The following is a 25,366-nucleotide window of genomic DNA, read 5'->3' as shown; positions in this document are numbered from 1 at the left end:
AACCGATCACAATGCCGAATGCCGGCCCTGTCGGTATCGCTCGTCGGCCTGATCATCCTTACGGGGTGTTCCACCAATAATCTGGATTCGACGCCCAGCACCAACTCGACGGCGAACACTGTCGAGCACGTGCATGGCCTCGGCGCCGATCCCCTGACCGGAGACACCTACGCGGCCACCCACCAGGGAGTGTGGCTCATCCCGACCGGCATGCTGCCCGACACTTATCTGGCCGGGGCGCCGCGAGCCGACACGACCCAGCCGATACAGATCGCCGGCCTTGCACAGGACACGATGGGTTTCACCGTGGCCGCGCCCGGGCAGTTGTTGGCGTCTGGTCACCCAGATCCGAGCGAACCCAGCGACCTGGCGCTCCCCAACCTGGGGCTCATCTCCAGCACGGACGGCGCCTCATCCTGGACGGCCCTGTCCCTGGCGGGCAAGACTGATTTTCACGATCTGGATGCCGTCCCCCTCGACGACGGCACCCTGCGCGTCTACGGGTACGACGCGGGCGCCGGGAACATTTCTATCAGTGACGACTCCGGCCTCACCTGGACAGCGGGAGCGAACCTTGCACTCCGCGACCTGAGCGCGGATCCGTCTCAGGCCGAACGGCTCTACGCCACGACCGCCGAAGGCGTCATGCTGAGCACCGACGTGGGTCGCACCTTCAGCGCGATGTCTGGCGCCCCCGTGCTGCTCCTGCTGGACACCGTCGACGCCAACGCAGGCGGAGGATTGGTCGGTCTGGATCCCAGCGGCGCAGTTTGGCGCCTGGACGCCGAGACGTGGACGCAAACCGGAACGACCGGACGTGCCCCCGAAGCGTTCGCCGTCGTCGGCGGCTCCTCGCCCTGGATCCTCGTCGCAGACGTCACCGGCATCGCCGCCAGCGACGACTTCGGGAAAACCTGGACCGCGCTGGTATCGCTGTCCAGTTAGCATGCGCAGCACCGTGCGCGTTCGGATCACATTCGACGATTTCAAACGCGAGCACGTGCCGGTTCCACTCGGCCTTGTGCGAAACGGTCACTCCGTGCGGAGCATCCTCCGCATTTTAAGAGCGGATGCCGAATTGCCACGGCTCGCACCCACCTCCCCCACGGTACTCTGGACTTCATTGCCGGTGCCCTTCACGGGGGCGCCCCCAGCCAAGGAGAACCACATGTCGGTCGGCCTGCTTGCCGTCGTCGATGACATACTCACCGCCGCACTCAAAGCGAGCGCGAAGACTGCCGGTGTCGTCATCGACGACGCAGCCGTCACCCCGCAATATGTTCAGGGGCTCTCGCCCGCGCGCGAGCTGCACGTCGTCTGGCGCATCGCCCTCGGCAGTCTGTTCAACAAGTTCGTCATCATCATCCCGCTCGCGTTGCTCCTGTCCGCATTCGCGCCCTGGGTGTTGCCCTGGCTGCTCATCCTCGGCGGCACCTACCTGTGCTTCGAGGGCGCGGAGAAAGTCACCGAATGGTTCGGCGCGCATCACGCCACCGACGAGACCGAATCACGGGATGAGCGCAAACTCATTTTCGGCGCCATTCGCACCGACCTCATCCTCAGCACCGAGATCATGCTGATCGCGCTGGCCAGCCTCGACTCCGATTTCGGCATCTGGATGACGCTCGGCGCGTTGGTGGTGATCGGCCTCGGCATGACCGTGCTCGTCTACGGCGCGGTCGCGCTCTTAGTCAAGATCGACGACATCGGCCTGTCACTGATGAAAAACCCCGCACGGCGGGTGCGACGCACCGGCGCGCGCATCGTGGCCTCCATGCCCGCTGTGTTCCGAATGATCGGAATCATCGGTACGGTCGCAATGCTGTGGGTTGGCGGCCATTTGGTGATCGTCAACCTCGCCGAGACTTTCTGGCACGGCCCCTATGACGTCTTGCACACCGTCACGAACGCCATCGTAGCTGCCGGCCCCATCGTCGTCTGGGTCACCGACACCGCGATGTCGGCCGTGTTCGGCCTGATCCTTGGCCTGATCATCGTCGGGATCGTGTTCAAAATATCGGGCATGCTCAAGCGAAACAGACCAGACGTCGTCGCGGAGGAACACCCAGCGCCGCGTGTCTAGGTAACGCGTCAACGTAGTTGCCTGCCTCACCTCAGAAACGGATGCCCGCCGGCGGCGGTCGTGGCCCCACCTCCGGTCCGGCAACGTCGTCCCCAAACTGGGCTGCCATGGCGTGAGGAATACCTCCCACACCACACGGTTACACAAAATAATGACTATTTCACCCGAGCCCCACACCCGCACCGCCCTCGTCGTCGGAGCTTCCGGCATCACCGGATCCGCCGTCGTCGACCAGCTCTCCGCCCAGGGCTGGCAGGTTCTCGCCCTGGCCCGCCGCAGCGGCCGCGACCTACCCGGGGTGCGCTGGATCCAGGCGGACCTGCGCTCCGCCGCCGACCTGAAGCGCGCACTGGCCAACGAGAACCCCGAACAGGTCTTCTTCACCGCCTGGTCACGTCAGGACACCGAGGAACTCAACATCGAGGTGAACGCCGGCATGGTGCGGGACCTCCTCGCCGCACTCGCCCACGCGCCGGTGCGCCACGTCGCCCTCGTCACCGGGCTCAAGCACTACCTCGGCCCGTTCGAGGCCTACGGACAGGGCAATATGCCCGACACCCCCTTTCATGAAGACGAACCGCGCCTCAATGTGGCGAACTTCTACTACGCGCAGGAAGACGAGCTGTTCGCGGCATCCGCTCGCCAAGGGTTTACCTGGTCGGTGCACCGCTCGCACACCGTGATCGGCCATGCCGTCGGCAACCTCATGAACATGGGGCTCACCCTCGCCGCGCAGGCATCCCTGTGCAAGCACCTCAGCATTCCCTTTGTGTTCCCCGGCAGCGAGACCCAGTGGAACGGCGTCACCGACATGACCGACGCGACCATCCTCGCCGAGCAGATGGTGTGGGCCGCGACAACGGATGCCGGCGCCAACGAAGCGTTCAACGTGGTCAACGGCGATGTCTTTCGCTGGCGCGCGATGTGGCCGAAGATCGCCGCCTTCTTTGACGTCGATCCGGAAGGTTTCGTGAACGAGCCGCGTCCCCTTGAGGTGCAGATGGCCGGCATGGAGCCGGTCTGGGCCGACGTCGCCACCGCACACGGCCTCGTCGAGTCCGATCTGGGGCGCATCGCGTCCTGGTGGCACACCGACGCCGACCTCGGCCGCACCATCGAAGTGTTCACCGACATCACCAAGAGCCGCCTCGCAGGCTTCACCCCGCACCACCGCACGATCGACTCCTTCACATCCCTATTCGACCGCTATCGTGCCGAGAAGCTCATACCTGGCTCCGCAGCCTGATCTCTCGCGGGGAATAGGTCGATCGACTTTCGCGGTAGTTGTGGGCCTTGAAGTCGGCGCCTCCTCCGGTTGGTGCGTCGCACTCTGGTCGTGCAATCAGTCACCAACGTCTCCCGCACACTCTGCTGGATCAATGTGTGGTGTTGCTCGACGCCACCGCGGCGAGCCTTCTACTGGCTGATTCAAACGGTAACCTGCACGTCCCTGCGTCGACGCCTATCGGTCCGGCGCGGTCGTCACGCTGAGCAATATTGCGGCGGACGGATGTCGGTACCCCAATTTTCAGGCGGCACTGTCGCAGGGTTTCCAATCCGTGCATGCCATCCCCGTGCGCTTTCGCCCCAACACCATCGGAGCACTGAATCTGTTTCGAACGCGAATAGGCGCCCTGAGTAGTGAAGACTCCGCAATCGGGCAGGCACTGGCAGACGTCGCGACCATCAGTCTCCTTCACGAACGCTCGGCTCGAAAAAATGCCACGGTGAATGCGCAATTGCAGCGTGCACTCACCAGCCGGGTTTTCACCGAGCAGGCCAAAGGCGTCATCGCCGCCCGCAACAACATCAATATGGATAAAGCCTTCACGCGCCTCCGAGAGCATGCCCGTGCGCACCAGGATCCGATGCACCGGAGCGCCGCAAACGTGATCAACAACGTCGTGATGATCTAGAGGAATCAAATCCTGAGATCGGCAAGCCGACGAGGGCCTTTCACGTGTCAGTGACGGGCGCTCCTGGGTTGAGCTACTTCGCCAGGAACACGAGCATCTGCCGGGTCCATTCGTCCTCGTGGGCTCGTGGGCTCGTGGGCTCGTGGGCTCGTGCGGCCGTGGGGCAGGCACGATCACTGGGGGCGCGGGTGCTCGAAGGCTACCCGGTGGATGTGACGGCGAAGGCCACGGTGTCGGCGGCGGAGCTCTACCAAGGGTCACTCTCGCTGTTCGAGGCGGCCGGGTTCGAGGTGGTGTCGCGTTTGTCAGCGAGGCGCGCAGTGGTGCGGCTGGCCTGCGGTGATCGGGCGGGACCAGGACCGGGTCCGCCGCGGCGCGGCGCCTGACTCGGCGCGCTGGACATGCAAAAAAGCGGGCCCCGCGTGCTGCGCACGTGGGGCCCGCCTGGTTTCCTGCGAGGGAATTCTTGGTGGGAGCTAGCTGGGTGGGGAGTGCTGCGGCTTAGGCGCCCTTGCGGATGGTGACGGCGGTGCCGTCGGTGAAGAAGTTGCGGGCGTGGTCGATGATGGTCGTGGTCGACGAGATGATGCCGCAGTTGAAGTTGTCGGTGTCACGGCCGAACGTGTTGTCCTTGATGACGGTGCCGACCAGGGGGCCGTAGGTCTTCTGGGCGATGTTCACCGTGCAGTGTCCGCCGTCGGCGTAGTTGTTGGTGAAGCTGAAGTTGGAGACCTTTCCGCGGTCCTGCGTGACCTGCACGGCGGCGCTGTAAGCGCCCGTCAGACGGTTGCCGTTGACCTTGATGTTGTTGCCGACCTGAACCTGGATGCCGTCGTCGTGGCTGGGCGTTCCGCCGTGGTTCGGGTCCTGCGCGTAGTGTGCGTGGTCGTGGATCCAGGAGTTCTGCACGGTCACGTTGCTGCCGGTGATGTGGATGCCGTCGATCACGTTGTGAATGTTCAGGCGGGTCGCGGTGAGGTTATAACCGTAGATCCCGTGGTTATTGTTCGACATGACGGTGGGAAAGATTTCAGTGTCGGTCACGACCAGGTTACTGAAGCCACCCAGGTTGTTGATGAGTATGCCGGGCTTGTCGGCACGACCACGAATGATCGAGTTCTTGATCGTGACGTTGGCGGCGTTGATCTTGACCAGACCGCGAATATCGAGGCCGTTGAGCACGGTACCGGGGACGGTGACGTTAATGTCACCATTGACGACCTTGAGCACGGTCCCGGCGGGAACACCGGTATTTGTGCCGTTCAGCATAGTACCGGTGGGCACCGCGGTCGGAGCGGGTGCCGGAGCGGGCGCGGGTGCCGGAGCCGGAGCCGGCGCGGGTGCCGGAGCGGGTGCCGGAGCGGGTGCCGGAGCGGGTGCGGGTGCCGGAGCCGGAGCCGGGGTCGGTGCCGGAACGACCTTCTTGGTGTAGCCGACGACGGTCATCTCGACCTTGACGTTGGCGTCGCTGCTGGCGACGACAATGGTTCCGTCTGACTTGCTGGTGACCGGAACCGTGTAGGTGCGCTCGGGGCCATCGCCGACCGGAGCGGTGAAGTAGTAGCGCTGCGTGTACTCCGGGCCGACCAGAACCTTGATGTCCGTGCGGGCGGCAGCGGTGGTGTCGAACATGACGTCAACGGAAGCGGCGTCGGCCGGAATGGTACCGAGGTCGCTCGAGACCTTGCTACCGGCCGGCACGGCGACCGTGACGGTGTTGACGGCGGCGCTGGCCGGCACAACGGCGACGCCGCTGAACGCGACGGCGAAGGCGCCGGCCGCGGCAATGAGGGCGAGGCGGCGAGAAGGTCGAGGGGTAGAACGCGAAGCGAAAGCAGTGGAGGACATGGTTCACATTTCGTCTAGTGCACAGAATCGGGAGGTGCGAGTGAGAGGCTGTAGGAGGCCTTGGTGAGTAAGATGAGCATTGCCCACAATGGGCAATGCCACAAGCGAACACATCACTTTCTCAGTTTCACCCCTCGTTCAGGGGTAGACAATTTGCAAAATTTGGACAGAAAAAAGCGGCCGGACCTGCGTTAACAGGTCCGGCCGCATCCGTTTAAGGATTATTGAGAATTACCCCTTGGAAATTTTCACCGGGCTGCCGTCGGTGAAGTAGTTACGAGCGAAGTCGATCTTCGTCGAGGTCTGCGCGATGACAGCACAATTATTCAGACTGGTGTCGCGGCCGAACTCGTTGTCAGTGATCGTCGTACCCTGGAGAGGCCCATAGTCCTTCTCGGCGATATTCACGGTGCAGTGCCCGCCGTCAGCGTAGTTGTCCGTGTACGAGAAGTTGGCGACCCGTCCACGGTCCTGCGTGATCTGCACCGCAGCGCTGTACGCGTCGGTCAGGCGATTGCCGGTGACGCTGATATTGTTGCCGACCTGGATTTGGATCGAGTCGTCGTGACTCGGCGTACCGCCGTGATTCGGGTCGTTCCGGTAGTGCAGGTTGTCGTGGATCCAGCTGTCCTTGATCACGACGTTGCTGCCGGTGACGTGGATTCCGTCGATGACATTGTTGATGTTCAACCGGGTCGCGGTGAAGTTGTAGCCGTAGATGCCCATGGCGTCGGGCGACGCGATGGAGGGGCGCAGCTCGGTATCGACAATCACGAGGTTGCTGAAGCCGCCGAGGTTATTGATCAGCGCCCCGATGCCGTTCAATTCGCGACCACGGATGATGGAGTTCTTAATGGTGACGTTCGCGGCCTCAATTTTGACCAGACCACGAATGTCGAGGCCATCGAGCACGGTGCCGGCCTTGGTGACAGTGATGTCATCGTTGTGCACGGTGAGCGCGGTACCGGCAGGAACGCCGGTGTTGGACTTACCGGGCATACCGCCACGCGACGGGGTGGGCTCGGGAGCCGGCGTGGGAGTGGGAGTGGGCGTCGGAGTCGGCTCGGGAGTCGGAGTGGGCTCGGGGGCCGGGGTGGGCTCGGGAGTCGGCGTCGGCGACGGCTTCGGAGCTGGAGCCAGCACGGGACTGGGCGTGGGCGCGCGACCAGCCTCGCCGCGCTCGAAGCCGACGAGGGCGAGATTCAGCGACACCGTCGAGACGCTACTGCTCGCGGTGATCGTGCCGTCGGTTTTATCCGTCACGGGAACCGTGATGGTGGCCGTAGCGCTCGTGCCGGTCGGAGCGGTGAATGAATAGGTTTGGGTGTTCTCGGGGCCGACAGAAATTTCGACCTGGGTGGGCACTCCATCGTTCGATGTGGAGTATTCCACCTCGATGGAGCTCAGGCCGGTAGGTACATTGCCCAATCGGGTGGTGACACTCTCGCCGGCCGGGACAACGATGGACGGGCTCATCGAGTCGGCAGCGCTTCGGTCGGCACCGCTTCGGCCGGAGCCGCCTACTTCGGCGATAGCCGGAACAGCAGCGAGCCCCGAGAGGGCGATCGTCGAGGCGGCGAGTGCCGCCCAAACAGCCAATCGTCGAGCCCGGGGCGAGCTGCTTACGGCGAGGTGTTGAGGGGTACCGGTTGAGTTGTGGTCGATTTTGGACGTGCGGGCTTCTTTATATGCCATGGGCTCGTTATGTATATTCCGGGTCGCGCACAAGTTCGGTACGTGCAGGTGGTCGGCTGTAGGGAGCCATTAGGGTAAGACTTGAGCTTGGCTCAGAATATCCGAAGACACAAATCGACCCGTAATATTCCAACTTCATAACGATGCCCGCCGGATACGAAAAATGCGGCCGGACCTGCGTAAACAGGCCCGACCGCATCCGTTCAAAAAAGTTAGCGTTTGCGCTTCTCGCGCACGCGCATGCTGAGGTTGATCGGGCTTCCCTCGAAGCCGTAGATCTCGCGCAGGCGACGCTGAATGTACCGACGGTAGCCCGGGTCGAGGAACCCGGTGGTGAACACCACGAACGTCGGCGGACGGCTCGACGCCTGGGTGCCGAACAGGATGCGCGGCTGCTTGCCGCTGCGCACGGGGTGCGGGTGGGCGGCGGCCAGCTCGGCCAGGAAGGCGTTGAACTTGCCGGTGGCGATGCGGGTGTCCCAGGATTCGAGCGCGAGCTCGAGGGCCGGAACCAGCTTCTCCATGTGGCGACCGGTCTTGGCGGAGATGTTCACGCGCGGCGCCCACGCCACGTGGGCCAGGTCCTGCTCGATTTCACGTTCGAGGTAGCGGCGACGGTCGTCGTCGATCTGGTCCCACTTATTGAAGGCGAGCACGAGCGCACGGCCCGACTCGATCACGAGGTCGATGACGCGCACGTCCTGCTCGCTGATGACCTCGGTCACGTCGAGCAGCACGACGGCAACCTCGGCCTTTTCGAGGGCGGCGCTGGTGCGCAGCGAGGCGTAGAAGTCGGCGCCCTGCGAGAGGTGAACACGGCGACGGATGCCGGCGGTATCGACGAAGCGCCACACCTTACCGCCGAGTTCAACCTGCTCGTCCACCGGGTCACGGGTTGTGCCGGCGAGCTCGTTGACAACAACGCGCTCCTCCCCCACCACCTTGTTGAGCAGGCTGGACTTTCCGACGTTCGGGCGGCCGAGGATGGCCACGCGGCGCGGGCCGCCGACCTCCTGCTTGGCAACGTTGGAGATTTCGGGCAGAACGAGCAGGATCGCATCGAGCAGGTCGGCAACACCACGACCGTGCAGGGCGGAAACCGGCCAGGGCTGGCCGAGGCCGAGCGACCACAGGCTGGCCGCTTCGGGTTCCTGGCGCACGTCGTCGACCTTGTTGGCAATCAGGAAGACCGGCTTGCCGCTCTTGCGCAGCATGCGCACGACGGCCTCATCGGTCGAGGTCGGGCCAACGTTGGAGTCGACGACGAACATGACGAGGTCGGACAGGTCGATGGCGATCTCGGCCTGAGCGGCGACGGAAGCGTCGATGCCCTTGGCGTCTGGCTCCCAGCCGCCGGTGTCGACGAGGCTGAACTTGCGTTCGTGCCACTCGCCCTTGTAGGCGACCCGGTCTCGCGTGACACCGGGAGTGTCCTCTACAACGGCTTCGCGGCGGCCGAGGATTCGATTCACCAGCGCCGACTTGCCCACGTTCGGGCGGCCGACGATAGCGATCACCGGAACGGCGGGAAGGTACTGGATGGCGTCGGGGTCGTTCGTGACGGCCCGCAGTACGTCGAGGTCTTCCTCGTCGAGGTCGTAGTTGTCGAGGTCCGTGCGCAGCGCGGCGGAACGCCGGGTGGCGAGTTCCTCATCGAGATTGGCGAGTCGTTCCGCCAGCTCGGTATCGAGCGCTGTGCTCGTGTCGTCGTATTCGTTACTCATTCAAAAGTCCGCTTCGTGCGTGTGTGTATGACGTCGATGACCGCTTCAATGGTCTGCTCGAAGTCGAGATGGGTGGAGTCGACGGTTATCACACCGTCTGCTGCGCTCATGAAATCGACAACCTGTGAGTCAGCGCGATCACGCGATCGCAGCTGTTCTGCCACGGTTTCAGCCGACTGGGTCGTTATTTCCGCAGAGCGTCTAGTCATTCTAGCCTCCTCGGATGCCGTGAGTAGAATGCGCACCTCCGCCTCGGGGGCGACGATGGTCGTGATGTCGCGTCCTTCGACCACGACGCCGGGCCGATCCACGTTTGCAGCGAGGCTGCGAAACAACTCGGTGAGAGCACCCCGCACCTCGGGAACGCGGGCGACAGCGCTCACCGCTGCACTGACTTCCGGTGAGCGGATTGCGTCGGTCACGTCGGTCTCCCCCACCGTCACGAAGTACTCGTCGGGGTCGGTACCGATCGAGTAGTCGAAGTCTTTCAGGAGCGCGATGACGGCATCCGCTTGGCTGCTGTCGGTGTTGCGGTCGAGAGCCAGCCAGGCCAGTGCCCGGTAAGCGGCGCCGGTGTCGAGGTAGGCGAAACCGAGGCGGCGTGCGGCAGCACGGCTCACACTCGACTTGCCGCTGCCGGCCGGTCCGTCGATGGCGACGAGGGTGGGGAGGGCGTGACGTGCCATGCGTTAACCAGCAATCCGCCAGCCGCGGGCGGCCAGCTCTTCGGTGAGGCGAGTGACGGCCTCGGGCAGTACGGAGATTTCGGCGAGGCCGATTTGGGCGCCCGGCGAGTGTTCCAAGCGTAAGTCTTCGAGGTTAACTCCGAGGTCGCCGATGTCGTTGAGCAGGCGGGCGATCTGGCCCGGCTGGTCGTTGACCATGACCACCATCGAGGAGAAACGCCGGTCCTGGCCGTGTTTTCCGGGCAGTCGGGCCACTCCGGCGTTGCCCCCGCCGAGTTCTTCAGCGATCTGACGCTGCGCCCCCGGCTTGGCGGGGTCTTCTAGGGCATCGATGAACCGGTCGAGGTCGTCGCGGTAGGCCAGCAGCACATCGCGCACCGGGCCGGCATTGGCGCCGAGAATCTGCACCCACAAATCGGGGTCGCTCGCTGCGACGCGGGTCACGTCGCGCAGGCCCTGACCGGCGAGGTTCAGCGAGGAGTGCGCGGCACCGGTGAGGCGGCGGGCCATCAGGGTCGAGATGACCTGCGGGACGTGCGAGACCAGGGCGACACCGAGATCATGTTCCTCGGGCGTCATCTCGACCAAAATAGCGCCGAGGTCGAGGATGAGGTCGTCAATGGCTCCCGCCTGCTGGTAGCTGATCGCGTCGTGTGCGGCAACGACCCAGGGACGGCCGATGAACAGGTCGGCGCGGCCGGAGAGCGGGCCGCCCTTCTCCCGACCGGCCAGCGGATGCGATCCGATGTAGCGGCTGATATCGGCGCCACGCTCGCGCAGCGCGGCCAGTGGGGCAAGCTTGACGCTTGCGACATCCGTCACGATCGCGCCGGGGTACGCCTCGAGTTCGCGGGCGACGATGTCGGCGGTGACGTCGGGCGGCACGCAGACCACGATCAGCTGCGGCTCGTCGTCTGGCTGGGCGGCCCGGCCGGCGCCGTAATCGATCGCGATACGCAGGTTGGTCGGCGAGGCATCGCTAAGGATCGTTTCGATCTTGCGGTTTCGCAGGCCGAGGCCGACGCTGGTTCCGAGCAGGCCGACGCCGACGATGCGCACCGGGCCGACGAGGCGGCTTTCAGCCATGGATTTCAGTCCTTAGTTCGCGCGGAGTTAGTTAGCATCAGGGCGCGCGCTCGGCGCCTGGCGGGACACGGTGAGCAGCTGGCCCAGTTCTTCGCGGGTGAGTTCCCGCACGGCGCCCTGCTGCAGGGTGCCGAGGTTCAGCGGCCCGAACTGGCGACGCACCAGATCAACCACGGGGTGACCGACGGCGTCGAGCATCCGTCGTACGATGCGGTTACGGCCGGAGTGCAGGGTCAGCTCGACCATGCTGTAGCCGCCGCCGGGAGGGCTCGTCAGAATGCGGGCCTTGTCAGCGTGAATGGGGCCGTCCTCGAGTTCGATGCCGCTCTGCAGCTGGCCGATGGTCTGCGGCGAGACGCGGCCCTCCACCTTGGCGATGTAGGTCTTGGAGACACCGAAGGAGGGGTGGGCGAGCACGTGGGCGAGGTCGCCGTCATTGGTGAGAATGAGCAGGCCGCTGGTCTGGGCATCGAGCCGGCCCACGTTGAACAGGCGTTCATCGAACTGGTCGGTGAACTCGCGCAGGTCGGGGCGGCCGCTCTCGTCCTGCATCGAGGAGACGACGCCGACCGGCTTGTTGAGCATGAGGTACCGGCGGGTGGTGTCGAGCTGCACGGCCACGTTGTCGACGGCGACCTGGTCGGTTTCAGGGTGCACGCGGCGACCGAGCTCGGTGACGACCTTGCCGTTCACCCGCACGCGACCGGAGGTGATGAGATCTTCGGAGACGCGGCGGCTGGCGACGCCTGCCGAGGCCAGTACCTTCTGCAGGCGGACGCCGTCGGCGGCGGCCTCCGGGTTGAAGTTGGGGTCGCGGGGCGTCTGGTCCTGGGGGATGTTGTCGGTCAAAGCAGATCCTCGAATCCGTCGGTTCCGCCGTCAAGCAACGGCGATAGGTGGGGTAACTCGTCGAGCGAGTTGATTCCGAGCTGGGTGAGCAGCAAGTCTGTGGTGGCGTAGTTGATCGCGCCGGTTTCACTGTCGGTGAACGCCTCGGTGACCAGGCCGCGCCCGAGCAGGGTGCGCACGACGGAGTCGACGTTGACCGCCCGAATGCTCGCAACCTGGCCGCGGCTGATCGGCTGCTTGTAGGCGATCACGGCGAGCGTCTCAAGGGCCGCCTGGCTGAGCCGGCTGGGATTCTGCGTGAGCACGAAGTCGGTCACGAGTTCGTCGTGGGTGGCGCGCACGTAGATGCGCCAGCCGCCTGCGACCTCGCGCAGCTCAAAGCCGCGACGCACCGTTTGGGTACCGTCGGTGCTGCCCAGGCCGTCGAAATCAGCGACCAGCCGGGCAACGGATGCCGCCACCGCGGCGATGGGCCGCCCGACGGCGGTCGCGAGGTGTACAAGCCCCTGCGGTTCGTCAGCGACCATGAGCACGGCTTCGAGCTGGCGGTCGAGGGAGTGGTCTGCGGCGTTCTGGTCTTGGTCTTTTTCGCTGGCGGCCGGTGAAGCGGATGCTGCAGCATCCGTTTGCGGCGTGCGTGACCGGGTGTCGGTGGTCGGGTTTTCAATTGTCATAGTCGGCTCCGAGCGAGGCGAGGTTTTCGTCGGTCCAGGACTGGGTGCTCCAGCGCAGGGTGAGCTCACCGAGGGGCTCGATTTGGTCAAAGGAGACGGCACCATGGCGGTAGAGCTCGAGCACCGCGAGAAAGCGGGCGATAACGACACCCTTCTCGTCGGTGCCGGCGATGAGCGCACGAAACGAGACCGGTTCCCCCGGCTGCAGCATGGCGACGACGTAGGCGGCCTGCTCGCGGATGCTCACGAGCGGCGCGTGCAGGTGGTCGAGGCCCACACGGGGCAGCTCGCGCGGGGCGAGGGCGACGGCTGCCAGCGCGGCGAAGTCGGCGAGGGAGAGCGTCCAGACCAGCTCCGGGGTCTTCTGGCGGTACTTCTCTTCGAGGCGCACCGAGCGCACGTGTCGGCGGGTCTCGATCTCGAGCTGCCCGCTGAACCAGGTCGCGGCCTGCTTGAAGGCGCGGTACTGCAGCAGGCGGGCGAACAGCAGGTCGCGGGCTTCGAGCAGGGCGACGTCTTCGGCGTCGACGAGTTCGCCCTGCGGAAGCAGTCCGGCCACCTTGAGATCCAGCAGTGTCGCGGCGACGACCAGAAATTCGGTGGCCTGGTCGAGTTCTTCCGCCGCGTCAAGGCCGCGCAGGTAGGAGATGAACTCGTCGGTGACCTGGCTGAGCGAGATCTCGGTGATGTCGAGTTCGTGCCGGGTGATCAGTTTCAACAGCAGGTCGAACGGACCCTCGAAAACGCCGAGGGCGACCGAAAACGCGGGCTTCTCGGCCGCGCTAGGCGACTGCGCCACGGTGGATCAATTCGCGGGCCACCTGCAGGTAGGCCTTGGCAGCCGCGTGCTCTGGCGCGAAGTCGGTGATGGGCACCCCAGCCACGCTCGCGTCGGGAAATTTGACGGTGCGGCCGATGACGGTTTCGAGCACGCTGTGACCGAAGGCGTCGACGACTCGCTCGAGTACCTCGCGAGAGTGCAGGGTGCGGGAGTCGTACATGGTGGCGAGAATTCCGTCGAGTTCGATCGCCGGGTTGAGGCGGTCGCGCACCTTGTCGATGGTTTCGATGAGCAGGGCGACACCGCGCAGGGCGAAGAATTCGCACTCCAGCGGAATCAGCACGCCGTGGCTCGCGGTGAGCGCGTTCACGGTGAGAATGCCGAGCGACGGCTGGCAGTCGATGAGAATGACGTCGTAGTCGCCGGACACCTTGCGCAGCACGCGGGACAGAATCTGCTCACGGGCGACCTCGTTGACCAGGTGCACCTCGGCGGCAGAGAGGTCGATGTTGGCCGGGATAACGTCGAGTCCCTCAACCGAGGTCGGCTGGATAGCGTCTTTCGGGTCGACCTTGCCGTTGAGCAGCAGGTCGTAGATGGTGGTGACGTCGTGCGTGGGCACGCCGAGTCCGGCCGAGAGGGCGCCCTGCGGGTCGAAGTCGATCGCGAGCACGCGGCGACCGTAGCGGGCCAGGGCGGCACCGAGGTTGATGGTCGTCGTGGTCTTGCCGACGCCACCCTTCTGGTTGCACAGGGAGATGATGCGGGCCGGACCGTGGCTTTTCAACGGCTCCGGTTCGGCGAATTCGTGTTTTTCGCGTCCCGTCGGGCCCACCGGTATCTCATCGAAACCGGGAAGCGAAATCCGCTCGCTCAACTTACGCGTCACTGGCCCGCCCTTGATTTGTCCTGCACCCATCACTTGGTCGATTCTAGCGATTAGATCGCCCGGTCTTCGCAAGGATCGCCGCGCACCCCCTGCCACTGCTCGCGAGAGCGCAAAAAGTGCCCGTTTGGACTCGCCATACGGGCACTTTTTGCGCTCTCGCGCAATTATCAGCGGGCTCTTGGGTGGGAGAGGGTGTACATGTCGCGGAGGGTGTCTGCTGTGACCAGGGTGTAGATCTGGGTGGTGGCTACCGAGGAGTGGCCGAGCAGCTCCTGCACGACGCGCACGTCGGCGCCGCCGGCGAGCAGGTGCGTCGCAAAGGAATGCCGCAGGGTGTGCGGGGATACCGGCACGGTCAGTCCGGCGCGTTCGGCAGCCGCGCGAATGATCAGCCAGGCGTTTTGCCGACTCACTCGCTGCCCGCGCAGCCCGAGAAACAGTGCCGGCGTCGACCGTCCGCGCGCCGACAACATCGGCCGTGCCCGAACCAGGTAGTCAGAGACGGCGGCGCGGGCGAAGCTGCCGACCGGAACGATGCGCTGCTTGTCGCCCTTGCCGGTGAGCCGCACGGAGTCGAAGTCTTCGAGGCGTACGTCGTCGACGTTGAGGTCGACCACCTCGCTCACCCGCGCGCCGGTCGCGTACAGCAGTTCGAGCAGGGCTTTGTCGCGCAGGCGCTGCACATCGTCGCCGTCCGTCGCCGCGAGCAGCGCGGCCACCTGCTCGATCGAGATGGCCTTGGGCAGGCGCAGGGCGAGTTTGGGCGGCTTACTGTCGTGCGCGACATCCGTTTCGACCAGGCCCTCACCGAGCAGAAACCGGTGGAATCCACGCACGGTCGAGAGGATGCGCGCGATCGACGCGGCGGTCAGCGGCGACTCCGGACGCAGGCCGAGGTATTGCACAAATGCCGACACGTGGTGCCGGGTGATGGCGCGCAGGTTCGTGATCGGGCGCGCCGGGGCGTCGGCTGCAGCAGCCGCAGCCGCACCCGCACCCGCAATGACAGCATCCCCGGCGTCAGAATCGGGCTGGCCGGCCAGCCACGCCGTGTACAGCCCGAGGTCGCGGCGGTAAGCAGCGACGGTGTTCGCGGCGAGACCGCGCTCGACCGCCACGTGCCGCAGATACCCATCTACCGCCGTGGCGATCGTCATGCCTAGGCTGTGACGTGCCGGTTGAGTGGATGCCGCGGCCACGGCAGGTCGGCCGGCGCGAGCGTGCTCCACCCGCGTGACTTGGCCACGTGCGCGGCCAGAATACCCACGATCAGGATCGGGTTCTCGACCCGCCGCGCCATGACGGCGTCGACGCAGTCGTCGAGGGACACCCAGCGCAACTCGATATCCGCTTCTTCTTCGGTGCGTGCAAAGGCGGGAACCGCCGAGACGCCGCGCGCCAGGTAGACCCGGATGGCTTCATTGCTGCCGCCGGGCGAGGTGTAGAACTCGGTGAGCAGCGCCCAGTCGGTGGCGACGACATCCGCTTCTTCGGCGAGCTCGCGCTGGGCACCGATCAGGGCTTGCTCGCCGCTCACGTCGAGCAGCCCGGCTGGCAGCTCCCAGCCGCGCAGGCCGGTCGGGTGCCGGTACTGCTTGATCAGCAATACCCGGTCGTGCTCGTCGAGGGCGAGCACGGCCACCGCGCCGGGGTGATCGAGGTATTCGCGGGTGATGCTCGCGCCGTTGTACTCGAAGCTGTCGCGGCGCACGTTCCAGATGGCGCCGTCGAAGACGACCTCGCTCGCGGTCACCGTGACCGGAGCCACGTCATCCTGCAGTGGTTCAGGCACTGAGCTCTTCCTTCACCTCGAACAACCGACTGGCCTGCTGACGGTCGAGGGCTGCGGCGACCAGGCCGCGAAACAGCGGATGCGCGTGGTTCGGCCTGGACCGCAGCTCAGGGTGGGCCTGGGTTCCGACGTAGAACGGGTGCTCGTCGCGCTTGAGCTCGACGTATTCGACCAGGTGGCGGTCCGGACTGGTTCCGGAGAACCACAGGCCGGCCAGGGCGATCTGGTCACGGAAGGCATTGTTGACCTCGTAGCGGTGGCGGTGACGTTCGGACGCCTCATTGGCGCCGTACAGCTCGGCGACGAGGGATCCCTCGGCGAGCGTTGCCGGGTAGAGGCCGAGGCGCATGGTGCCACCGAGGTCGCCGCCGGCGATGATTTCGACCTGTTCTTCCATGGTCGCGATGACCGGAAACTCGGTTTCCGGGTCGAACTCGCTGGAGGAGGCGCCGGGCAGGTCGGCCTTGTTGCGGGCGTATTCGATGACCATGCACTGCAGGCCGAGGCACAGTCCGAGCACCGGGATGCCGTTTTCGCGGGCGAATTTGAGGGCGCCGAGCTTGCCCTCGATGCCGCGAATGCCGAAGCCGCCGGGCACGCAAATGCCGTCAAGTTCGCCGAGCAGACGCGCGGCTCCCTCGTCGGTCTCGCAGTCGTCGGAGCCGATCCAGACGATTTTGACCCTGGCCTGGTTGGCGAACCCGCCGGCTCGCAGCGCCTCGGTGACCGAGAGGTAGGCATCCGGCAGGTCGATGTACTTGCCGACCAGGCCGATGGTGACCTCGTGCTTGGGGTGGCGCACTGCTTCGAGCAGGTTCTCCCAGCCGGTCCAGTCGACGCCGTCAGCGACGAGGCCGAGGGCGTTGACGATGTACTTGTCGAGGCCCTGGTCGTGCAACATGGTGGGGATCTCGTAGATCGACGCGACGTCGACGGCGTTGACCACGGCGTCTTCGTCAACGTCGCACATGAGCGCAATTTTGCGCTTGTTCGCCTCGGAGACGGGCCGGTCGCTGCGCAGCACGAGGGCGTCCGGCTGAATTCCAATGGAACGCAGTGTCGCGACGGAGTGCTGGGTGGGCTTGGTCTTCTGCTCGCCGGCCGCGCCGAGGAACGGGACGAGCGAGACGTGCACGAAGAAGACGTTGCCGCGGCCGAGTTCGTGGCGCACCTGACGGGCAGCCTCGAGGAACGGCTGGGACTCGATGTCACCAACGGTTCCACCGACCTCGGTGATGATGACGTCGGGGCGCACCTCATCGCTCGCCTGCAAGCGCATGCGGCGTTTGATCTCGTCGGTGATGTGCGGAATGACCTGCACGGTGTCGCCGAGGTACTCGCCACGGCGTTCCTTGGCGATCACCTGCGAGTAGATCTGCCCGGTCGTCACGTTGGCCGACTGGCCGAGGTTGATGTCGAGAAAACGTTCGTAGTGCCCGATGTCGAGGTCGGTCTCTGCGCCGTCGTCGGTCACGAAGACCTCGCCGTGCTGGAACGGGTTCATCGTTCCCGGGTCGACGTTGAGATACGGGTCAAGCTTCTGCATGACGACCCGCAGGCCGCGTGCCGTGAGTAGGTTTCCGAGGCTGGCCGCCGTCAAGCCCTTACCGAGCGAGGAGACCACACCCCCGGTCACGAAGATGTGCTTGGTTGTGCCGTTTGACCTGCTCGGTCCTGATCTGTCCGCAATTATATTTTCCACCACGGGCTTCAATGCTATCACCTGATTTTTGTCGCTGACTGGGGAGAGGCGGACTGGGCGAGGTCGAGCAGTTCTCTGGCGTGTTCGAGGCCGCTCTTCGAGTCGGGCAGACCCGACAACAGGCGGGCCATTTCGGCGGCCCGATCCTCGCCGCGCAACTGACGCACGCTCGAGGCGGTGACGGATCCGTCACTGTCCTTGACCACGCTGAGGTGGTTCACGGCGAACGCGGCGACCTGAGCGAGGTGGGTGACCACGATCACCTGGGCGGTTTCGGCCAGGCGGGCCAGTCGCCGTCCGATTTCAATCGCGGCGGCGCCGCCGACGCCGGCGTCGATCTCGTCGAAGACGAAGGTGGGCACCGGGTCGGTCGCGTTGATGACGACCTCGATCGCGAGCATGACCCGAGACAGTTCGCCACCGGATGCCCCGCGTGCGAGCGATCGCGGCTCGGCCCCGGCGTGGGGCTGCAGCAGTAGGCGCACGAGGTCGCAGCCGGTGACGGTGAATTCGGCCCCCGGCTCGACCTCCACGTGGAGGACGGCGTCCGGCATTGCCAGTGCGCCGAGCTCGGCGGTGACCAGGGCACCGAGACGCACGGCTGCCGCTGCACGGAGCGCGGTGAGGGCGGTGGCGAGATCGGTGACCAGCAGATGGTCGGCATCCGTTTCAGCGGTGAGGGTTTCGATGCGGTCGGAGTCGGAGTCGAGTTCAAGCAGACGGGTGCTGCCGGTATCCAGAAATTCGATGGCCTCGTCGAGGCCGCCGGGGTATTTACGGGCGAGGATGCTCAGTTCGGCGCGGCGTTCCTGCACGATTTCGAGTTCGCGGGCACCGTCGGCGTCGAGGCCGGCGAGGTAGCTGGAGAGTTCGGCGGCGATATCCGCGACGACGAAACCGACGTTGGCGATCGCGGTGACGAGCGGTGGCAGCGCCACATCGTGGGTGGCGACCCGGTCGAGGGCGCGCCGGGCGGTTTCGAGCAGCGCGACAACGTCAGGCAGGTCGTCGGGGTTATCTTCGGCGGAGATGAGCTGGCGGGCCTGTTCCCCGGCCAGGCGCAGCTCTTCGAGGTTACCGAGGCGTTCGGCCCGTTCACCGAGCTCGGCGTCTTCGCCGCGTTGCGGGGCGACCGTTTCGATCTCAGCGATGGCGGCCCGCAGGTCGTCGGCTTCGCGGGAGCGCAAATCCTGTTCGGTGACGAGCCGGTCCAGGTCGGTCTGGTTGGCCTGCCAGCGGTGGAAGGCGTGCTGGTAGTCGGCGAGCACTGCGGAGAGGTCGGGCCCGGCGAAGCGGTCGAGGGCGTCGCGCTGGGCGGCGGCGGAGCGCAGGCGCACCTGGTCGCTTTGGCCGTGCACGACGACGAGGTCGTTGCGCAGGTCGCCGAGTACGCTCGCCGGAGCGCCGCGTCCGCCGACCGTCGCCCGGCTGCGCCCTTCGCTCGAGACGGAGCGTCCGAGAATGAGTTCGGGGCCGTCGAGGTCTCCCCCGGCGTCGCGCACGCGTTCGGCGACGGGACCGCCGGGGTCGATGACCCAGCGGCCCTGCACGAAACTTTGCGGCTGGCCCTGCCGCACGGTGCCGGCATCCGCTCGATCGCCGAGTAGCAGGCCGAGCGCGGTGACCACCATGGTTTTTCCGGCGCCGGTTTCACCGGTGACGGCGGTGAATCCAGGCCCAAGCGGCAGCGTCGCCTCGGCGATGACGCCGAGGTCGCGAATGAACAGCTCGTCGATCATCGGATTACTCGCGGCCGACCGGGCCGCGCCAGCCGGTGACCGGCAGGTTGAATTTGTTGACCAGGCGGTCCGTGAACGGGCCGATGTGCAGGCGGGCCAGGCGCACCGGTACGCTCGAGCGGCGCACGATCACGCGGGCGCCGCTCGGAAGGTCCTGGGTACGGCGGCCATCGGCGCACAGCACGGCGCGGGCTCCGGTGCGGGAGAGCACCTCGACGGCCAGGGACGAATCGGGGCCGACGACGAGCGGCCGGGCGAACAGGGCGTGCGCGCTGAGCGGCACCAGCAGCAGCGCTTCGACGCCCGGCCAGACGATGGGGCCGCCGGCCGAGAACGAGTACGCGGTCGAGCCGGTCGGGGTGGAGAACACGACGCCATCGCAGCCAAATGACGATAGCGGACGACCGTCAACCTCGACGACAACCTCGATCATGCGTTCGCGGCTGGCCTTTTCGACGGTGACTTCGTTCAGCGCCCAGGTTTCGTAGACAACCTCATTGGCGACCTTGACCCGCACCGACAGGGCGAGTCGTTCTTCGACCTCGTAGTCGCCCTTAAGGGCGCGGCGCACGGCCTCACCGAGGTCGTCCCGCTCGCTCTCGGCGAGAAAACCGACGTGGCCGAGATTGATACCGAGCAGCGGGGCCGAACAACCACGCACGAGTTCGGCCGAACGCAGAATGGTGCCGTCACCGCCGAGCACGATGACCAGCTCGAGGTCGGCGGTTGTCACGGTCTCGCCGAGAATGGCGATGTGCCCGTTGAGCTCCGGGCAGGCGGCGAGCAGGTCGGCGCGTTCGTCGCTGGCCAGCACCGGCACGGCGCCCGCGGCGAGAAGCTGCTTGCAGACCGTCGAGGCGGCTTCAACCGAGTCGAGGCGACCGGTATGGGCAACGATGAGAAAGTACCGCGGGGTGTCACTCAACTCGTCACGCCCCCACCACGGTTTCGATCCGTTCCATCCATTCTGTCGGATTTGAGCCGGCCGTGGCGCTCATCCAGCACAGATACTCGTGATTTCCGGCCGCCCCGATAATGGGCGAGGCGATCACGCCGCAGGTTTTCAGGCCGAGGTCCCAGCCGGCCCACAGCACGCCGGCGATCGAGTCGCTGCGCAGGCCCTTGTCGTGCACGATGCCCTCCCGAATGCCGCCGCGGCCCACCTCGAACTGCGGCTTGATCAGCAGTACAAAATCGGCGCCCTGTGCTGCCGTGGCCGCGAGGGCCGGCAGCACGGTCGTGAGGGAGATGAACGACAGGTCGGCCACGACGAGGTCGGGTCGGGTGTCGATTCCGGATGCCCCGGCGAGGGTTTCCGGTGTCGCATAGCGGATGTTGTAGCCCTCGACCAGTTTCAGACGCGGCTCGGTCTTCAGTTGCGCTGCCAGCTGCCCATGGCCGACATCGGCCGCGATCACCTGGGCGGCGCCGCGTTCGAGCACCACCTGGCTGAAACCGCCGGTGCTCGCGCCGGCATCGAGCACGGTGCGCCCGGTGACGCTCAGGTTGAACGCGTCGAGGGCGGCGATGAGCTTGTGGGCACCGCGGCTGACGTAGTGGTCGGTCGCGGCCACCTCGAGAACAGCATCCGCTGACACTTTGGTGCTGGCCTTCACGACCGGCAGTCCGTCCACCGTGACGAGGCCGTCGGCGATGAGTTTGGCCGCGACGGTTCGGGAGCGCACCAGCCCCCGATCGGCGAGGGCGGCGTCGAGGCGGGAGGCTGGCATCCGTTCTGGAACGCTGTCGGTGTCGTTCAACTCGTCGGGAAGGTCGGCGTCGTTCTCAAGCATGGGTGCGTCTGGTTCCTGGTCGTTGGGTGTGCTGGTGCCGGTCATGCCTGGCCAGCCTGGTCGGCGTCTTCGAGCCGTTCGCGCAACTGCTCGTGCAGCTCCCCGAACGCCGCGGCGCGCGCCTCGAGCGGCTGGGTCTCGATCTTCGCCAGTTGCCCGGCGAGATCGACCGGTACGGGTTCGGGGCTCACAGCTCTAGGCTACTGCGCGAGATACAGTCGCTCCGGAACGTTGAGCCCGTAAATTGCCCGTCCCGACCGGTAGATCGCAGCGCAGGCGGCGCGCAGCAGATTGATTGCGCCGTCACCGTCTTTCAAAATCTGCACGTCATTGCCGTGCACGCGAACGCTAGCCCCGTTGACCGTCGCGGTCGAGCCGTCCTTGGAGAACACGGTCTCCGGGTACGGTTCGTGCAGCTGCTGCAGGTTGTCAAGGATGAATGCTGGCTGCGAATCCTTGTCGGCGGCCAGGGCCTGCTTAGCTCGGTCGATGCCGGTCAGCACGAGCACGGCAGGGATTCCGGCCCGGTTCGCGCCGAGAATGTCGGTATCAAGGCGGTCGCCGATGAAGAGCGCGTTCTGCGCGCCGAACCGCCGAGTAGCTTCCAGAAAAATGGCCGCTTCGGGTTTACCGGCCACGAGTGGCAGCCGCCCGACCGCGGTGTGCACGGCCGAAACCAGCGTGCCGTTACCCGGAGCGATGCCGCGGGCGACCGGAATGGTCCAGTCCGTGTTGGTCGCGATCCACGGAATGCCCGTACCCACACCGTCGGCGTTGAGCGCGAAGGCCGCTTCGGCGAGGTGCACCCAGCCGACCTCGGGCGAGAAGCCCTGGATCACAGCGGCCGGCTTGTCGTCGGCCGAGCGGGTCACCACAAATCCGGCCTTCTGCACCTCGTCGACCAGACCGTCGCCACCAACCACGAGGATGCTCGCGCCGGGTGCGACCTGCTCGGCGAGCAGCCGCACGGCTGCCTGGGGGGAGGTGACGACATCCGTTGCCGCCACGCTCAGCCCGAGCTCGGTGAGGTGGTCAGCGACCGACTGATCGGTGCGCGAGGCGTTATTGGTGATGTAGCCAACGCGAATCGTCTCGGCGGCACGGTTCAGGCTCTCGACGGCGAAGGGAATCGCCGCCGGGCCCGCGTACACCACACCGTCCAGATCGGCCAGCAGAACGTCAACGCCGTCCAGCGGCGTCGCCGACTCAGGCTTTCGGCGATGCAGCATTCGGCTCCGTCTCGTCGTCTGAATAGGCAATCGAAACGGATGCCTCAGCGTCGGTGTCCGCCTCGTTGTCGATCTCAACGTCGGTTTCGGCGGTGTCCGCCGCTTCGTTGACGATGTCGTCGGCGTCGTCGGTAATCGGCGCGGCGACAGCGTTGAGCCCGGCTTCGGCAACGGCACGAGCCGCTTCCCCGGCGGCCACTGTGTCGTCTTCGTCGTCTTCGTCTCCGGCGTCGGCGGCTTCGGCGGCGAGGGCGGCGTCGTCGTCCTCTTCCATTTCTTCGATTTCGACGGTCTCGTCATCGTCACCGGAGGCCCCGATGGCAGCGTCGGCGCGGGAGGCCCGCTGAAGCCACTCGTCGGCTTCGTCCTCGCGACCGAGTTCGCTCAGCACCTCAGCGTAGGCGGCGAACAGCTCGGGGCTGTAGGAGAAAGCCGTGTTCGGGTTGAGCTGCGGAATTTCGAGCTCAACGAGCGCGGCATCCGTTTCACCGAGGTCCAGTCGTGCGCCGGACATGGCGATCGCCAGGCCAACCTGCACGGACGGGGACAGCGTGCTGCGATCGACCGATCGGCCGAGCTCGAGGGCACGGTCGGGGCGGCCGACGCCACGTTCACTGTCGACCATGAGGGGAAGCTGGTCGTTCGAGCCGGAGATGCGACGGTAAGTGCGCAGTTCGCGCAGGGCCAGCGCGAAGTCACCGGTGGCATACGCGGTGATCGCGAGGCTTTCGCGCACAACACCGATGCGACCGGCCCGACGGGCGGCGCTCATCACATGCTGGTGAGCCAGCTGCGGGTTCTCGTCGATGACGCGGGCGGCCATCGCCAGGTGACGGCCGACGGTCTCGGCGTTCTCCTTGGTGAGGGTCTTGAGCTCGTTGCGTGCGATGCGGTCAAGGTCATTGGCCGAAATGTCGTCAGGAAGTTCCGGGTCGTCGTGACGCGGACGCACCGAACGCAGCTCGCGCTGCATGCGCTGCTCTTCGGTCATCTCCTCTTCAACGACGCGGGCATCGCGGTCGTTACGGGCCGGAGCGCCGTCGCGGGTCCACAACTTCTTGCCGGCATCGACGCGCGGAGCGCCGGCACGGTTCGGCGAACCGCCGCGCTGGGTCCACGGCTTGCTGTCGTTGTCGCTTCTCGGCCGGTCGTTGCTGGGCCGGTCAGAGTTACCCCGGTACGGAGGACGCTCGCCCTGAGCCGGACGATCGGAGTTACCCCGGTACGGAGCCCGGTCGTTCCCGCCGGAAGGACGGTCAGAATTGCCACGGAAGGGAGGACGTTCCCCCTGGGCAGGACGATCGGTGTTACCCCGGTAAGGGGGACGCTCACCCTGCGCGGGACGGTCAGAGTTACCCCGGTACGGAGCGCGGTCACCCTGCGCCGGACGATCCGAATTACCCCGATACGGAGCCCGGTCACCCTGCGCGGGACGGTCAGAGTTACCACGGTAGGGAGGACGCTCACCCTGCGCGGGGCGGTCAGAGTTACCCCGGTACGGAGCCCGGTCGTTCCCGCCGGAAGGACGCTCCGAATTGCCACGGAAGGGAGGTCGCTCACCCTGGGCAGGACGGTCAGAGTTACCACGGTAGGGAGGTCGCTCCCCCTGCGCGGGGCGGTCGGAGTTACCCCGGTACGGAGCCCGGTCGTTCCCGCCGGAAGGCCGGTCAGAATTGCCACGGTAGGGGGGACGCTCCCCCTGCGCGGGACGGTCAGAGTTACCACGGTAGGGAGGACGCTCACCCTGCGCGGGACGGTCAGAGTTACCACGGTAGGGGGGACGCTCACCCTGCGCGGGACGGTCAGAGTTACCACGGTAGGGAGGACGCTCACCCTGCGCGGGACGGTCAGAGTTACCACGGTAAGGAGCACGGTCGTTGCCGCCGTATGCGGGGCGATCGGAATTGCCGCGATAAGGAGGTCGCTCTCCGCCCTGCGCAGGACGGTCCGAGTTGCCGCGATAAGGAGGTCGCTCGCCACCCTGCTGCGGGCGGTCGGAGTTACCGCGGTACGGTGGCTTCGCGCCATCGCGTCCGCCGGCAGGTCGCCCATTCGAGGGTCGGCCGCTCTGGTTCGAACGACGGTCGTCCTGACCGTTGTTACGGGAATCGCCGTCGCGGGGTCCTGAAGGGCTCACTGTATCTCCTGTGTAATTAGTCCGGCATTTCGACAGACTTACTAAGCCTAATCCCTCACGCAAAATCGCGCTGAGAACCTCACCCAAGTGGATGCTGTTCCAACGTCAATCACGTGTCGGTCATGTCGGTGGGGCGTATGGATTTTTGCGGGGTGACGAGTTCGAGTGTTTGAGCTGAGGCTCGAGTGTCCCGACGCCCCGCAAGAGTTCATGGTCGCGTCCCAGAAGCCGGCCCCGGTCGTGCCGATGGCGGTCGGGGCATGCTCGACCAACGGATGGGTGAGTGCGAAGCGGGACCGCTTGCGGTGTGGTGTGGTGTGGTTTGGTGTTAACGAGAAACGGCCACCCGAGGGTGGCCGTTAACGCAGAAAAGCCATCCCGTGAGGGATGGCTTTTCTGTTCNGGGTGGCCGTTAACGCAGAAAAGCCATCCCGTGAGGGATGGCTTTTCTGTTCTTTCTAAGTTAAGTCCGGCGGTGTCTTACTCTCCCACAGGGTCCCCCCTGCAGTACCATCAGCGCTGAGAGTCTTAGCTTCCGGGTTCGGAATGTGACCGGGCGTTTCCCTCTCGCTATAGCCGCCGAAACATCTTCCGATGAATCGATTCTATATTTTTTAGTTATAGAGCTCCCCTTGACAAGGAGCGTTGTTCTCGACCGTACATCGAGAACCACATAGTGGACGCTAAAGCAGCTTCTTCAAACTGAGTGTTATCAAATTATCGGCTTATTAGTACCGGTCAGC

22 protein-coding genes and 1 rRNA gene are annotated in these 25,366 nt (G+C 65.6%); 4 read left to right on the top strand and 19 right to left on the bottom strand.

Translation table 11 applies throughout. The features are described 5' to 3' along the window. Positions 1 to 18: 18 nt before the first annotated feature. The 4 genes from E3T43_RS18245 to E3T43_RS18230 all read left to right on the top strand — a co-directional run bounded on the left by E3T43_RS18245 (position 19) and on the right by E3T43_RS18230 (position 3,999). Positions 19 to 945 (top strand): hypothetical protein, encoded by a 927-nt coding sequence (locus tag E3T43_RS18245; protein ID WP_134473480.1) that lies wholly within the window; start codon positions 19 to 21, stop codon positions 943 to 945. 223 nt (positions 946 to 1,168) lie between these two features. After that, complete coding sequence (locus E3T43_RS18240; RefSeq protein ID WP_134473479.1) at positions 1,169 to 2,083, top strand: DUF808 domain-containing protein; 915 nt, start codon at positions 1,169 to 1,171, stop codon at positions 2,081 to 2,083. Positions 2,084 to 2,234: 151 nt separating this feature from the next. Next, positions 2,235 to 3,329, top strand: a complete 1,095-nt coding sequence (locus E3T43_RS18235; protein WP_134473478.1) for an SDR family oxidoreductase — start codon at positions 2,235 to 2,237, stop codon at positions 3,327 to 3,329. Between the two features lie 241 nt (positions 3,330 to 3,570). Next, the gene (locus E3T43_RS18230; protein ID WP_134473477.1) at positions 3,571 to 3,999 is read left to right on the top strand and encodes an ANTAR domain-containing protein; all 429 of its coding nucleotides are present in this window, start codon (positions 3,571 to 3,573) and stop codon (positions 3,997 to 3,999) included. A 501-nt stretch (positions 4,000 to 4,500) separates the two neighbouring features. On the opposite strand, the gene E3T43_RS18910 is transcribed toward E3T43_RS18230, so the two are convergent. The 19 genes from E3T43_RS18910 to rrf all read right to left on the bottom strand — a co-directional run bounded on the left by E3T43_RS18910 (position 4,501) and on the right by rrf (position 25,207). Further along, entirely contained in the window at positions 4,501 to 5,847 is a 1,347-nt protein-coding gene (locus E3T43_RS18910; protein ID WP_166791388.1) for a hypothetical protein, read from the bottom strand. A gap of 231 nt (positions 5,848 to 6,078) precedes the next feature. Then, the gene (locus tag E3T43_RS18985; protein ID WP_174844367.1) at positions 6,079 to 7,542 is read right to left on the bottom strand and encodes a hypothetical protein; all 1,464 of its coding nucleotides are present in this window, start codon (positions 7,540 to 7,542) and stop codon (positions 6,079 to 6,081) included. Positions 7,543 to 7,754: 212 nt separating this feature from the next. Then, a complete protein-coding gene (der, locus tag E3T43_RS18215) occupies positions 7,755 to 9,266 on the bottom strand; it encodes a ribosome biogenesis GTPase Der (protein WP_092452868.1) in 1,512 nt (503 codons plus the stop codon). Then, entirely contained in the window at positions 9,263 to 9,952 is a 690-nt protein-coding gene (gene cmk, locus E3T43_RS18210) for a (d)CMP kinase (protein ID WP_134473476.1), read from the bottom strand. Before cmk ends, der begins: the two co-directional genes overlap by 4 nt. Before the next feature lie 3 nt (positions 9,953 to 9,955). Beyond that, positions 9,956 to 11,038 (bottom strand): prephenate dehydrogenase, encoded by a 1,083-nt coding sequence (locus tag E3T43_RS18205; RefSeq protein ID WP_134473475.1) that lies wholly within the window; start codon positions 11,036 to 11,038, stop codon positions 9,956 to 9,958. 27 nt (positions 11,039 to 11,065) lie between these two features. Then, positions 11,066 to 11,875, bottom strand: a complete 810-nt coding sequence (locus E3T43_RS18200; protein ID WP_134444525.1) for a pseudouridine synthase — start codon at positions 11,873 to 11,875, stop codon at positions 11,066 to 11,068. Positions 11,876 to 11,883: 8 nt separating this feature from the next. After that, positions 11,884 to 12,561 (bottom strand): SMC-Scp complex subunit ScpB, encoded by a 678-nt coding sequence (locus E3T43_RS18195; RefSeq protein ID WP_134473474.1) that lies wholly within the window; start codon positions 12,559 to 12,561, stop codon positions 11,884 to 11,886. Further along, on the bottom strand, positions 12,551 to 13,360 hold the full coding sequence (locus E3T43_RS18190) for a ScpA family protein (RefSeq protein ID WP_134473473.1): 810 nt from the start codon (positions 13,358 to 13,360) through the stop codon (positions 12,551 to 12,553). Before E3T43_RS18190 ends, E3T43_RS18195 begins: the two co-directional genes overlap by 11 nt. Next, positions 13,344 to 14,261, bottom strand: a complete 918-nt coding sequence (locus E3T43_RS18185; protein WP_092452854.1) for a ParA family protein — start codon at positions 14,259 to 14,261, stop codon at positions 13,344 to 13,346. The genes E3T43_RS18190 and E3T43_RS18185 overlap by 17 nt, the downstream gene beginning before the upstream one ends. Positions 14,262 to 14,398: 137 nt before the next feature. Then, complete coding sequence (locus E3T43_RS18180) at positions 14,399 to 15,388, bottom strand: site-specific tyrosine recombinase XerD (RefSeq protein ID WP_134473472.1); 990 nt, start codon at positions 15,386 to 15,388, stop codon at positions 14,399 to 14,401. A 2-nt stretch (positions 15,389 to 15,390) separates the two neighbouring features. Continuing rightward, entirely contained in the window at positions 15,391 to 16,023 is a 633-nt protein-coding gene (locus E3T43_RS18175; RefSeq protein ID WP_134473471.1) for an NUDIX hydrolase, read from the bottom strand. After that, positions 16,016 to 17,713 carry a CTP synthase gene (locus tag E3T43_RS18170; RefSeq protein ID WP_174844369.1) on the bottom strand — a complete coding sequence of 566 codons (1,698 nt, stop codon included), beginning with the start codon at positions 17,711 to 17,713 and terminating at the stop codon, positions 16,016 to 16,018. Before E3T43_RS18170 ends, E3T43_RS18175 begins: the two co-directional genes overlap by 8 nt. A gap of 29 nt (positions 17,714 to 17,742) precedes the next feature. Next, positions 17,743 to 19,464, bottom strand: coding sequence for a DNA repair protein RecN (gene recN, locus E3T43_RS18165; RefSeq protein WP_134473470.1), 1,722 nt, complete (start codon positions 19,462 to 19,464; stop codon positions 17,743 to 17,745). Between the two features lie 4 nt (positions 19,465 to 19,468). Then, on the bottom strand, positions 19,469 to 20,389 hold the full coding sequence (locus E3T43_RS18160) for an NAD kinase (RefSeq protein ID WP_134444521.1): 921 nt from the start codon (positions 20,387 to 20,389) through the stop codon (positions 19,469 to 19,471). A gap of 4 nt (positions 20,390 to 20,393) precedes the next feature. Beyond that, positions 20,394 to 21,194, bottom strand: a complete 801-nt coding sequence (locus tag E3T43_RS18155) for a TlyA family RNA methyltransferase (RefSeq protein ID WP_134473497.1) — start codon at positions 21,192 to 21,194, stop codon at positions 20,394 to 20,396. A 104-nt stretch (positions 21,195 to 21,298) separates the two neighbouring features. After that, positions 21,299 to 21,448 (bottom strand): hypothetical protein, encoded by a 150-nt coding sequence (locus E3T43_RS18905; protein WP_166787561.1) that lies wholly within the window; start codon positions 21,446 to 21,448, stop codon positions 21,299 to 21,301. A 9-nt stretch (positions 21,449 to 21,457) separates the two neighbouring features. Then, positions 21,458 to 22,486: an HAD-IIA family hydrolase gene (locus E3T43_RS18150; RefSeq protein WP_134473469.1), complete on the bottom strand. Its 1,029-nt coding sequence runs from the start codon at positions 22,484 to 22,486 to the stop codon at positions 21,458 to 21,460. Further along, entirely contained in the window at positions 22,464 to 23,540 is a 1,077-nt protein-coding gene (locus E3T43_RS19425; RefSeq protein WP_134473468.1) for a hypothetical protein, read from the bottom strand. Before E3T43_RS19425 ends, E3T43_RS18150 begins: the two co-directional genes overlap by 23 nt. Positions 23,541 to 25,090: 1,550 nt before the next feature. Further along, positions 25,091 to 25,207 (bottom strand): 5S ribosomal RNA (gene rrf, locus E3T43_RS18140). Positions 25,208 to 25,366: the final 159 nt, after the last annotated feature.

Origin of the sequence: Cryobacterium sp. Hh7 (assembly GCF_004403155.1) — a bacterium.
In the GTDB taxonomy this organism is placed as follows: Bacteria; Actinomycetota; Actinomycetes; order Actinomycetales; family Microbacteriaceae; genus Cryobacterium; species Cryobacterium levicorallinum.
Note: the sequence above shows the minus strand (reverse complement) of the source record. Positions and strands in the feature narration are given on the sequence as shown.